This window comes from Streptomyces sp. NPDC002788, from assembly GCF_053592115.1.
This window is the reverse complement of the sequence record NZ_JBSFVB010000018.1, coordinates 37,141-48,108: the sequence shown is the minus strand read 5'-3', so window position 1 is coordinate 48,108 and position 10,968 is coordinate 37,141. Positions and strand designations below refer to the sequence as shown.

Annotated in this window: 11 protein-coding genes; 2 read left to right on the top strand and 9 right to left on the bottom strand. The window is 70.4% G+C overall.

All coding sequences use genetic code 11. The features are described 5' to 3' along the window. Position 1: 1 nt before the first annotated feature. The 5 genes from ACWD1U_RS29140 to hemL all read right to left on the bottom strand — a co-directional run bounded on the left by ACWD1U_RS29140 (position 2) and on the right by hemL (position 4,954). Positions 2-775, bottom strand: coding sequence for a cytochrome c biogenesis CcdA family protein (locus tag ACWD1U_RS29140; protein WP_451111949.1), 774 nt, complete (start codon positions 773-775; stop codon positions 2-4). Position 776: 1 nt separating this feature from the next. Beyond that, a complete protein-coding gene (locus ACWD1U_RS29135) occupies positions 777-1,406 on the bottom strand; it encodes a TlpA family protein disulfide reductase (RefSeq protein ID WP_451111948.1) in 630 nt (209 codons plus the stop codon). A gap of 66 nt (positions 1,407-1,472) precedes the next feature. Further along, positions 1,473-2,765 carry a hypothetical protein gene (locus tag ACWD1U_RS29130; RefSeq protein WP_451111946.1) on the bottom strand — a complete coding sequence of 431 codons (1,293 nt, stop codon included), beginning with the start codon at positions 2,763-2,765 and terminating at the stop codon, positions 1,473-1,475. Positions 2,766-2,939: 174 nt separating this feature from the next. Beyond that, positions 2,940-3,641 carry a histidine phosphatase family protein gene (locus ACWD1U_RS29125; protein WP_451111944.1) on the bottom strand — a complete coding sequence of 234 codons (702 nt, stop codon included), beginning with the start codon at positions 3,639-3,641 and terminating at the stop codon, positions 2,940-2,942. Further along, positions 3,638-4,954, bottom strand: coding sequence for a glutamate-1-semialdehyde 2,1-aminomutase (gene hemL / locus ACWD1U_RS29120; RefSeq protein WP_451111943.1), 1,317 nt, complete (start codon positions 4,952-4,954; stop codon positions 3,638-3,640). Before hemL ends, ACWD1U_RS29125 begins: the two co-directional genes overlap by 4 nt. A 506-nt stretch (positions 4,955-5,460) precedes the next feature. Between hemL and ACWD1U_RS29115 the strand changes: the two genes are divergently transcribed. Beyond that, the gene (locus tag ACWD1U_RS29115) at positions 5,461-5,898 is read left to right on the top strand and encodes a hypothetical protein (protein WP_159670623.1); all 438 of its coding nucleotides are present in this window, start codon (positions 5,461-5,463) and stop codon (positions 5,896-5,898) included. A 125-nt stretch (positions 5,899-6,023) separates the two neighbouring features. Here ACWD1U_RS29115 and ACWD1U_RS29110 read toward each other — a convergent pair whose 3' ends face one another. Both ACWD1U_RS29110 and ACWD1U_RS29105 read right to left on the bottom strand, forming a co-directional pair. Beyond that, positions 6,024-7,010: an alpha/beta fold hydrolase gene (locus tag ACWD1U_RS29110; protein ID WP_451111941.1), complete on the bottom strand. Its 987-nt coding sequence runs from the start codon at positions 7,008-7,010 to the stop codon at positions 6,024-6,026. 464 nt (positions 7,011-7,474) lie between these two features. Continuing rightward, positions 7,475-8,842 carry an FAD-dependent oxidoreductase gene (locus ACWD1U_RS29105; RefSeq protein WP_451112123.1) on the bottom strand — a complete coding sequence of 456 codons (1,368 nt, stop codon included), beginning with the start codon at positions 8,840-8,842 and terminating at the stop codon, positions 7,475-7,477. A 143-nt stretch (positions 8,843-8,985) separates the two neighbouring features. Between ACWD1U_RS29105 and ACWD1U_RS29100 the strand changes: the two genes are divergently transcribed. After that, positions 8,986-9,366, top strand: a complete 381-nt coding sequence (locus tag ACWD1U_RS29100) for an ArsR/SmtB family transcription factor (RefSeq protein WP_451111940.1) — start codon at positions 8,986-8,988, stop codon at positions 9,364-9,366. A 167-nt stretch (positions 9,367-9,533) separates the two neighbouring features. Here the strand turns inward: ACWD1U_RS29100 and arsB are convergent, their stop codons facing one another. Together arsB and ACWD1U_RS29090 are read right to left on the bottom strand one after the other, a co-directional pair. Beyond that, positions 9,534-10,643 carry an ACR3 family arsenite efflux transporter gene (gene arsB, locus ACWD1U_RS29095; protein WP_451111938.1) on the bottom strand — a complete coding sequence of 370 codons (1,110 nt, stop codon included), beginning with the start codon at positions 10,641-10,643 and terminating at the stop codon, positions 9,534-9,536. Then, entirely contained in the window at positions 10,640-10,948 is a 309-nt protein-coding gene (locus tag ACWD1U_RS29090; RefSeq protein WP_451111936.1) for an ArsR/SmtB family transcription factor, read from the bottom strand. Before ACWD1U_RS29090 ends, arsB begins: the two co-directional genes overlap by 4 nt. Positions 10,949-10,968 lie beyond the last annotated feature (20 nt).

Below are 10,968 nucleotides of genomic sequence, written 5' to 3'. Positions count from 1 at the left end.
ATCAGATCCCCACAGTGAAGCCGTCGGACCAGACCTGCATCTCCTGCACGATGCGGTCCCACGCGCCGGTCAGCAGCAGCAGACCGGTCACGATCATCATGGTGCCGCCGACCCGCATCACCCAGACGTAGTGGCGCTTGATCCAGCCGAAGGCTCCGAGGGCCTTGCGGAAGGCGACCGCGGCGAGCACGAAGGGCACGCCCAGGCCCAGACAGTACGCGAAGGTGAGTATCGCCCCGCGACCGGCGGTTCCCTGCTGCAAGGCGAGTGTCTGCACGGCGGACAGCGTCGGGCCGATGCAGGGCGTCCAGCCGATGCCGAAGAGGGCGCCGAGCACGGGGGCTCCCACCAGGCCGGTCGCCGGCTTCTTGTGGAAACGGAACTCGCGCTGGGTGAGCCAGGGCATCAGGCCCATGAAGAAGACGCCCATGAGGATCATGAAGACGCCCAGCACCTTGGTCAGCACGCCCCGCTCCTCCTGGAGCGTCTGGCCGAAGTACCCGAAGAGGGCCCCGCCGGAGACGAACACCGCGGTGAAGCCCAGGACGAACAGCGAGGCACCGGCGACCATCCGCCCCCGCCGGGCCTCCGCCAGGTCGGTGCCGCTGACTCCGGTGACGTAGGAGAGGTAGCCGGGCACCAGCGGCAGGACGCACGGCGAGAAGAAGGAGACGAGACCGCCGAGCAGCGCGATCGGCAGGGCCACCAGCAGGGCGCCGTTGAGCACCGTGCCGTTGGGGTCCGCGACCGCGGCGAGCGTGGTGACTGCGCTCACGTCACTTCTCCGCGACGACCGGCTTGAGCATCTTCAGCAGCCGTTCCTCGCTGAGCGCGGACAGCGAGCGGGCCGCGATCTTCCCGTCCCGGTCGAGGATGAGCGTGGAGGGGATCGCCTGCGGGTTGAGCGTGCCCTTCTCGAAGCGCAGCAGCAGCTTGCCGGTCGGATCGTAGAGGCTGGGGTAGGTGATGCCCCAGTCCTTCTCGAAGGCGAGGGCCGCGCCGGTGGAGGTGTCCCGGGTGTTGATGCCGACGAACTGCACGCCCTTGCCGGCGTACTCCTTGGAGACCTTCGCGAAGTATTTGGCCTCGGCCCGGCAGGGGTTGCACCAGGATCCCCACACGTTGAGGACGACGACCTCGCCCTTGTAGTCGGCGACGTCGAGCGTCTTGCCGGCGATGGTCCTGCCGGACAGGTCGGGCGCCGGGGTGCGCTCGCCCTCGGCGACCGTGGCGATGCCGTCGGTGCCGGTGACGAAGTGGGTGTTGCCGCCCCCGCCGGAGGTGCCGCCGGAGCCGCACGCGGAGAGGAGCAGCGCGGTCGCGGCGAGACCGGCGGTCAGCGCGGCGTTCCGGCGGACACGGCGGGTGCGGTTCGAGCGCAGGGGGGCGCGGCTGGCGGCACTCATGTGAAAAGTTTCGCATGCCCGTTCCAGGGATTTCGCCCACCCCCCTTGCGGGCGGAAAACCGCATTTCAGGCGGCGTTCCGCGAGGCACTCCCGCCGGGTGCGGAGGCCTTGCCCGTGAACTCCTTCCAGCCACCGGACGGCTGCTGACCGACCCCCAGCGTGCGGAGCTTGTCGAGCACCTCGGGCTTCTGCACGTCCAGCCAGTCGGTGAACTGCCGGAAGGAGACGAGACGCACATCCGCGCCCTTCTCCTTCTCCCGCGCGATGTGCTTGAAGGCCTCCTCGACGGCGTCCATGTAGATGCCGCCGTTCCACTGCTCGAAGTGGTTGCCGATGAAGAAGGGTGCCCGATTTGTCTCGTATGCCCGCTTGAACCCCTGGATGTACGCCTGGGCCGACTGCTGCCGCCAGCCCGGGTAGTTGTGGGCCGGGGCCTTCGTGGAGTTGAGCGACTGGTTGGCGAGCATGTTGTAGTCCATCGACAGGACCTCGAAGCCACGCCCGGGGAAAGGTACCTGCTGCAGGGGCAGGTCCCATATGCCCTGGCGCTTGTGCGGCCAGACCTGGAGGCCGCCGGGCGAGGAGGCGTCGTAGCGCCAGCCCAGCTCGCGGGCGGTGGGCAGCAGGTTGTCCTGGCCGAGCAGGCAGGGCGTACGGCCGCCGACGAGTTCCTTGTCGTAGTCGAACGGCAGCGACGGCAGGTCGGTCCAGCCGGTGTTGGTGCGCCACTCCTTCACGAAGGACTTCGCCTGGTCGATCTCGCTGCGCCACTGCCGGGGCGTCCAGTTCTTGACCGAGCCGTGGGACTCGCCGCAGAAGTGCCCGTTGAAGTGGGTGCCGATCTCGTGGCCCTCCAGCCAGGCGCGGCGGACGTTCTTCAGCGTGTCCTTGATGTGCGCGTCGGTGAGGTAGCCGATGTCCGAGGCGCCGCGCGGGTTGTTCGGCGGGTTGTACAGGCGCTTCTTCGACTCGGGCAGCAGGTACAGCCCGGACAGGAAGAACGTCATGCTCGCGCCGTGCTCCTGGGCGAGGTCCAGGAAGCGCGGGAAGAGCCCGTTGCCGACCTCGCCGGCACCGTCCCAGGAGAACACGACGAACTGCGGCGGGGTCTGACCCGGCTCCAACGGCTCGGGCTTCGCGGGCTGGTGGGGCTGCTTGCCGGTGTGAGCGGTGGAGCCGTCGCCGATCGGCCGGGCGGCGGACTTCGGCTTCGACCCGCCCCGCGGGGCGTCGCCGGCGGAACCATCGGCATGGCCGGACCCGTCCGACCCGGTGAGGCCGCCGCATCCGGCGAGCGAGACGGCGGCCGCGGCACCCGCGCCGATTCCGAGCATTCCCCTGCGGGAGAGAGGGCGCATTGCATCCCCGATTCGTCACGTTCTCTGGTGGTCACCCAGTGAGAGGACGTGATGAACGAGGAGGTTCCGCTGAAATACGCAGATTCCGTAACGAAGGAGTCGTAAGCGAGCAGAAGGGGTCGAACGGCAAGCGCTCACACGCCTGCCGAACACCCCGTGCGCGGGCCGGCGCACCTACGCGCCGAAGGCCTTGTCCTGACCCCTGACCGGCTTCGCGCCGGCGAGGAGGTGGGCCGGGACCAGGTCGCGGGCCGGTTCCGTGTAGCCGACCGAGACGATGCGGTCGCCCCGGTACGTGAAGGTCGTCAGGGAGGCGAGGGTGCACTGGCGCTTGCGCGGATCGTGCCAGAGCCGGCGGCGCTCCACGTACGAGCGGACGATCCAGATGGGCAGCTGATGGCTGACCACGACCGCCTCGTGTCCCCGGGCCTTGTCCTTCGCCGCGCCCAGCGCGCCCATCATGCGCACGACCTGGTCGACGTACGGCTCGCCCCAGGACGGCCGGAACGGGTTGACCAGGTGCTTCCAGTTGCCCGGCTTGCGCAGCGCCCCGTCCCCGACGCCGAACGTCTTCCCCTGGAAGATGTTCTCGGCCTCGATCAGCCGCTCGTCGGTCGCGAGGTCCAGCCCGTGCGCCTTGGCGATCGGTTCGGCCGTCTCCTGCGCACGCTCCAGCGGGGAGGCGACGACGTACGTCACATCACGCGGCGCCAGGTGCTCGGCGACCCGGTCGGCCATCCGCCGGCCCAGGTCGGAGAGGTGGTAGCCGGGCAGCCGCCCGTAGAGGATGCCGTCCGGGTTGGCGACCTCCCCGTGCCGCATGACGTGGACGACGGTGATGTCGCTGTCGGCCTCGTTGTTCGTCACGTCGCTCATGCCGTCGCCTCCGCAGCAGCTCGGGCCGCCGCGGGGAGGGCGTCGGCGATCCGCTGCACGGCCCGTTCGTCGTGCGCGGTGGAGACGAACCAGGACTCGAAGGACGACGGCGGCAGGTAGACGCCGTTCGCGAGCAGCGAGTGGAAGAACGCGGTGAAGCGGAAGGACTCCTGCGCCTTGGCGTCCTCGTAGTTCCGCACGGGCCGGTCGGTGAAGAACACCGAGAACATGTTGGAGGCGTTCTGCAGCCGGTGCGCCACACCCTCCTTGGTCAGCGCCTCGGTGACGAGTCCCTGGATCTCCTTCGACACGGCGTCGACCTTGTCGTAGGCGGCGTCGTCGAGAAGCCGCAGCTGGGCGAGCCCGGCGGCGGTGGCGACGGGGTTCCCGGAGAGGGTGCCGGCCTGGTAGACGGGCCCGGCCGGGGCCAGGTGCGCCATCACGTCCGCCCGCCCGCCGAAGGCCGCCGCGGGGAAGCCGCCGCCCATGACCTTGCCGAACGTCATGAGGTCGGGGACCACGCCGTCGACCCCGAACCACCCGGCGCGGCTGGTCCGGAAGCCGGTCATGACCTCGTCGGAGATGTACAGGGCGCCGTACTCGGCGCAGACGTCCTTGAGGCCCTGGTTGAACCCCGCGGCCGGCGGCACGACGCCCATGTTGCCCGGGGAGGCCTCGGTGATCACGCAGGCGATCTCGCCGGGGTGGGCCCGGAACGCCTGGCGCACGGCGTCGAGGTCGTTGTACGGCAGGACGATCGTGTCGCCGGCCTGGGCGCCCGTGACGCCCGGGGTGTCGGGCAGCGCGAAGGTGGCGACGCCGCTGCCGGCCGCGGCGAGCAGCGAGTCGACGTGCCCGTGGTAGCACCCGGCGAACTTGATCACCTTGGTGCGCCGAGTGAACCCGCGCGCCAGCCGGATCGCGGACATGGTCGCCTCGGTCCCGCTGGACACCAGCCGCACCTGCTCCAGCGGTTCGACCCGGTCCACCATCTCCTCGGCGAGCGCGACCTCACCCTCACCGGGCGTACCGAAGGACGTACCGCGGGCGACGGCGTCCTGCACGGCCGCGATGACCTCGGGGTGCGCGTGCCCCAGGATCATGGGCCCCCAGGAGCACACGAGGTCCACGTACTCCCGTCCGTCCGCGTCGGTCAGATAGGGGCCGGTGCCGGACACCATGAACCGCGGCGTGCCGCCGACGGCTCGGAAGGCCCGCACCGGTGAGTTCACGCCACCGGGCGTGACGGCCGCCGCACGGTCGAAAAGAGCCTGCGAGGCCGGTGCTTCATACGGAAATGCGAGTTCGCTCATGACCTGCGACTTCTCCGACCTTCTCCGACGTTGTCGGGCTCCGGGTGCCAGTGACCTGTTCAGGGTAGGCCAGGGGGGTGGGCTGGAGGGGCGTGGGACAACCCGGTCCCGGGGCCGCCGGCGTCTGCGAGACTGGTCCCTGATACACACGGCGCAACGGCCCCGGGTGGTCAGAGGCTGCGAAGGTCCTGCGGACAGTATTTTCAGCGCACGTTTCGGCGGGCGGCCGCGGGGGAGGTCACTGACACGATGATCGGGTTGCGCGGCGGGGGCGACGCGTCCTAGAAAAGCAGTCGGGTGGAGATATGCATCGCGGTGGCGGACTGGGCGAGGGGACCGATGACCTGGGTCCTCGACGTGCCCGGCGGGGAAGGCACCGGCGCGAGGCGGAGGACACTCAGGAAACACGTCAGACGCAGGGTCGGCCGACTGAACCGGAGCGGCTAGACGGACGTACTGAACGCCGAGTGGACGATCTTCGAGCGGGGAGCAGGAATGGTGGTCGGGTGGGGGTGACGTACAAGTACTTCGGCGCGCCCGACGGGGCGACCGCGGCCCGCGTCCCGATCTCGATGCGCCCCGAGGAGCTCGGCGGGGACGAGCTCGGCATGAACGGCATGTTCACCAAGATCAAGCCGGAGACCATGGCCGCGATGGTCCTCACGGGCATCGAGGGCGTCCCCCTGCACAAGGTCCCACCCCTCGAACTGGTCGTCCTGCACCCCGACTACGCGGTGGTCAAGCTCCCCATGACGGTCGTCGATCCCCTGCGTGGCGTCGGCGAGGAAGCCGTGGGCGCGGCAGCCTTCATCTGGTCGACGGTCCCGGATCGCGGCGGCCCCCGGGACGCGTTCAACGTCTACCAACTGCTTCACGAGTGGCAGGACTTCAGCCATCGGCTGCATGAGGCGGGGCATCAGCCCTATTGCCTCGTCTGGCCCTGACCTGAGGTTTCGGCAGTCTGGCGGGCCAGGTCGTCGAATCACGCAGCACCCGGCCGTCGCCGCTGCGCTTGGGTACGCGGGCCGAACTGTTCCGTGTACAGAAGCCCCCGGCCGCGCCTGGCGGTTCAGCCCGTGAGGGTGTTGAGCCAGCCGGTCAGCAGACGGTTGATCTCCTCGGGGCGTTCCTGCTGGATCCAGTGGCCGCAGCCCTCCACGAGGTGGGAGGCGGTCAGGCCGGGGAGGGTGGTGGGGAAGGCGTCGACAGCGTCGGACATCCAGGTGGTGGAGGCGTCCAGGGCGCCGCCGATGAACAGGGACGGCTGCTTGATCGGGGCGCCGCGGTGAGGGGCGAGATCTTCCCAGTCGCGGTCCGCGTTGCGGTAGCGGTTGAGGGCGCCGGTCAGACCCGTGCGCTCGAACTCTCCGGCGTAAACGTCGAGATCGTCCTCGGTCAGCCAGACCGGGAGGATGCCTGCGGGGAAACGGTCACGCAACCGGCCGCCGTGGGCGACGAAGTGCGGGTCGGGCTCGCCCTGGGCGGGCATGGTGTCGGCGGACAGAGCGGCGTAGAAGCCCGCGAGCCAGCCCCGCACGTCAGGCTCGATCTCCGTCTCGGCGCGGCCGGGCTCCTGGAAGTAGGAGACGTAGAACTCCTGCTCGGGGCCGCCGATCCGGCCGAAGATGTCGGTGGGGCGGGGGCCGCCGGGTGGCGCGTACGGGACGCTCAGCAGGGCGACGGCCCGGAAGACCTCGGGGTGGAGCAGGGCGGAGGTGGCGGCGATGCTGGAGCCCCAGTCGTGGCCGACGACCACCGCGTTCTCCTCGCCGAGGGCGTGCACCAGGGCGACGTTGTCCTCCACCAGGTCCAGCATCCGGTAGGCGTCGATCGCCGCAGGCTTGGAGGAGCGGCCGTAGCCGCGCACGTCGATCGCCACCGCCCGGTAGCCGGCCGCGGCGAGGGCCGGGAGCTGGCGGCGCCAGGAGTACCAGGACTCGGGGAAGCCGTGCACGAGCAGGACCAGCGGGCCGGTGCCCTGCTCGACCAGGTGCAGGCGCCCGGCCGGGGCCTCGACGGTGCGGTGGCGGAGTGCGGCGGGCGGCTCGGGCTGCATGGGGGCTTCTCCTCGGTTCGCGCGTGGACGCAGGTACGCATCGAGCATGCGGCGCAGCGACCGTCCACCGCGATTACCCTTGCCACTCCGGCAACCCTGCAGGACAGGATGGTGGAGCGGCACAGGCCCGCCGGCACGTCCGCCTTCATCGCCTCCCACCGCAGCCCGTCCAGCAGCCGCGCGCGGGTCCGCCCACCGGTTCGACGGCGAGACGAACACGTCCCGCCGGTTCGACGGCGAGGTGAACACCTCCGCCGGTTCAGCGCGGGGCAGTTGCTCCAGCACGCACACCACGTACGCATCACGGTCGACCGCGCCCTGCGGCAGCTTCGAGTCGGAGAACTCACACCCGTGGTCGAGGAACATCCGGCGTCGCGGTCCTGAAGGGCGCCGGTGCCACGCCTTCTCCGAAGCCGACGGCGACTCGACGGCGGCACTGCCGCCGGCTTCTTCGCGGTGCGGCGTCAGCAGCCGCCGGTCGGGGCCGGGGCACCGATGCCGATCTGCAAGGGGGTTGGGACCGCGCAGCACCCGCCGCCGTCCTGGGCGACGTCGGGCTCGTCGAACAGGCCGGCGCCACCGCACACACCGGTCTCCGGCAGGGTCAGCTCGACGCGCTCGGCCGCCTCGTGGTCGCCGGCGAGGGCGGCGGTGACGGAGCGGACCTGCTCGTAGCCGGTCATGGCGAGGAACGTCGGTGCGCGGCCGTAGGACTTCATGCCCACGAGGTAGACGCCCTGTTCGGGGTGGGAGAGCTCGTTAACGCCGTGCGGGTAGACCGTGCCGCAGGAGTGGACGTTCGGGTCGATGAGCGGGGCGAGTGCGGTCGGCGCCTGGAGACGTTCGTCGAGGCCGAGGCGGATCTCGGAGAGGAAGGTCAGGTCCGGGCGGAAGCCGGTCAGGACGATGACCTCGTCGACCGGGTCCAGGCGGCGGCCGCTGTCGTCCACGATGACGAGCCGATCGCCGTCCCGCTCCACAGCCTGTGTACGGAATCCCGTGACCGCGCTCGCCCGGCCGGCTTCGACGGCTGCCTTGGCGCGCAGGCCCAGGGCGCCGCGGGCGGGCAGCTGGTCGTCCTCGCCGCCGCCGAAGGTGGATCCGGTGATGCCACGGCGCAGGATCCACACCGCGTGGGTGCCCGGCTCCTCCCCGGCCAGGTCGGCGAGCTGGGCGAGGGCGGTGAAAGCGGAGGCGCCGGAGCCGACCACGGCGGTGCGCTTGCCCGCGTACCGGGCGCGTACGGCCGGGTCGCCCAGGTCGGGGACGCGGTAGGAGATATGGCCGGCGGCGGCCTTCTCACCGAGGGCGGGCAGGCCGTCGGCACCCATGGGGGCGGGGGTGGACCAGGTGCCGGAGGCGTCGATGACCGCGCGGGCGCTGATCCGTTCCTCGCGGCCGTCGGCCTGCTGGATGTGCACGGTGAAGGGCTGTTCGTCGCGGCCGGAGTCGACGACGCGGTCGCGTCCGGCGCGGGCGACGCCGACCACGGATGCCCCGTAGCGGACCTTGTCGCCGAGGACGTCGGCGAGGGGCTGCAGGTACTGCTCGGCCCAGTCGCCGCCGGTCGGGTACACGGAGCCGTCCCGGCGAGTCCAGCCGCTCGGGGCGAGCAGCTTCTCCGCGGCCGGGTCGGTGACCTCCGACCAGGCGGAGAACAGCCGCACGTGCGCCCACTCGCGCACGGCGGTGCCGGCCGACGGTCCGGCTTCCAGGACCAGCGGTTCAAGGCCGCGCTCGACGAGGTGGGCCGCGGCGGCCAGGCCGACCGGGCCGGCTCCGATGACCACGACGGGCAGCTGATCGGTGGCGCGCACGCTGTTGATGGACACGGTCACGGAAGTTCCCCTTTGCTTCGACATTCGTCGATGACCTGTGCTGCCAGCATGGCACCTGTTTCGATGTGGGTCAACATAGACATTCATCAAATCAAAACGCACCCACCTCATGGTTCGACGTATGTCAACATAGACGCATGTCGAATACGAAGGTGCTGCCGCTCCTGGAACCCGAGGCTCGCGAGGCCGTGGCGCCATGCTGCCCGCCGCTCACCGAGCGCCCGTTCACCGCCGAGGAGGCCGAAACGGCCGCGCGGATGTTCAAGGCCCTGGGCGACCCGGTGCGGCTGCGGCTGTTCTCGGCGGTGGCTTCGCACGAGGGCGGCGAGGCGTGCGTGTGCGACATCTCCGATGTCGGCGTCTCCCAGCCGACCGTCTCCCACCACCTGAAGAAACTGAAGGAGGCCGGGCTGCTGACCTCCGAGCGGCGCGGCACCTGGGTCTACTACCGCGTCGAGCCGTCCGTACTGGCCGCGATGGGCAAGTTGCTGGTCGCCGCACCGGCAGCCGCCACCTGACGCCGAGGATCGCCTCCCGCACCGGGGCGAGCCGGTACGGGGACGGACGGCCCCCGGGCGCCGGACGGCGGCTCCGCACCGGGCGCGGACGCCGACCGCGGCGATTCCCGCCCGGTGCCGGTGCGGTCTGCTCCAGCAGCGGTCCGCTGCTGAAGTAACTCCGTGCGTCAGCTCTCCTGCGGTGCCGCCGTCAGCTGCCGGCCGGCGGTGAACTTCCGCCGCCAGGCCAGGGAGACGTAGACCAGCGCGACCAGGACCGGCACCTCGATGAGCGGACCGACCACGCCGGACAGCGCCTGGCCGGAGGTCACTCCGAAGGTGGCGATGGCGACCGCGATGGCCAGCTCGAAGTTGTTGCCGGCGGCGGTGAAGGCGAGGGTCGCCGTGCGGTCGTACGCGAGGCCGACGGCCTTGCCGAGGGCGAACGTGCCGAACCACATGACCGCGAAGTACACCAGCAGCGGAAGCGCGATGCGGGCCACGTCCAGCGGCTGCGAGGTGATGGTCCTCCCCTGCAGGGCGAAGAGGATGACGATCGTGAAGAGCAGGCCGTACAGCGCCCACGGGCCGATCTTCGGCAGGAAGCCGGACTCGTACTTCTCGCGGCCGAGCCTGTGTTCGCCGATGCGGCGGGTGAGGAACCCGGCCAGCAGCGGGACGCCGAGGAAGATGACGACGTTCAGGGCGATCTTCCCCATGGAGATGTCGAGGTGCTCCCCGTTGCCGAGGTTCAGCCAGCCGGGCAGCAGGTCGAGGTAGAACCAGCCGAGCAGACCGAACGCCAGCACTTGGAAGACCGAGTTCAGCGCCACGAGTACGGCGGCGGCCTCGCGGTCGCCGCAGGCGAGGTCGTTCCAGATGATGACCATGGCGATACAGCGGGCCAGCCCGACGATGATCAGGCCGGTGCGGTACTCGGGCAGGTCCGGCAGGAAGATCCAGGCCAGGGCGAACATCACCGCCGGGCCGACCAGCCAGTTGATGACCAGCGACGAGACCATGAGCTTCTTGTCGCCGGTGACGGCGTCGAGCTTGTCGTAGCGGACCTTGGCCAGCACCGGATACATCATGATCAACAGGCCGAGGGCGATCGGCAGCGAGATGCCGCCGATCTCGACCTTGGCGAGGGCGTCGTTCAGGCCGGGGATCACACGGCCGAGGCCGAGGCCGACGGCCATGGCGAGAAGGATCCACACGGCGAGGAAACGGTCGAGCGTCGACAGTTGCGCGACGACCGAGGGCTCCTCGGGGGTCGCGGACGGTGCGTTGCGGGTCACGGGCAGGCCCTCTTGTTGTCGGCGGCGGTGCGAGCGGACTCGGCCAGGTCGGCGAACCGGCCGGCGAGCCGGCCGATGACGTCCGGGCGCAGCTTGTAGTACGTGTACCGGCCGCACGGCTCCGTCTCGACGACACCGGCCTCGCGCAGCACTCTGAGGTGGTTGGAGAGGTTGGTCTGCCGAGCACCGGTCTCCTCCACCAGGTGGGTGGTGCACAGCGTCTCTCGGGCGAGCAGGGTCACGATGCGGAGTCTGAGCGGGTCGGCCAGGACGCGGATCAGATCAGTGTCGACTGACGTCAGCATGTGCTGATACTGTCACATCT

Coding starts and splice junctions, on each gene's coding strand:
- ACWD1U_RS29100 (WP_451111940.1), top strand. CDS start 8,986: ATGTCGAATACGAAGGTGCTGCCGCTCCTGGAACCCGAGGCTCGCGAG.
- ACWD1U_RS29130 (WP_451111946.1), bottom strand. CDS start 2,765: ATGCGCCCTCTCTCCCGCAGGGGAATGCTCGGAATCGGCGCGGGTGCC.
- ACWD1U_RS29090 (WP_451111936.1), bottom strand. CDS start 10,948: ATGCTGACGTCAGTCGACACTGATCTGATCCGCGTCCTGGCCGACCCG.
- ACWD1U_RS29125 (WP_451111944.1), bottom strand. CDS start 3,641: ATGAGCGACGTGACGAACAACGAGGCCGACAGCGACATCACCGTCGTC.
- ACWD1U_RS29110 (WP_451111941.1), bottom strand. CDS start 7,010: ATGCAGCCCGAGCCGCCCGCCGCACTCCGCCACCGCACCGTCGAGGCC.
- ACWD1U_RS29135 (WP_451111948.1), bottom strand. CDS start 1,406: ATGAGTGCCGCCAGCCGCGCCCCCCTGCGCTCGAACCGCACCCGCCGT.
- hemL (WP_451111943.1), bottom strand. CDS start 4,954: ATGAGCGAACTCGCATTTCCGTATGAAGCACCGGCCTCGCAGGCTCTT.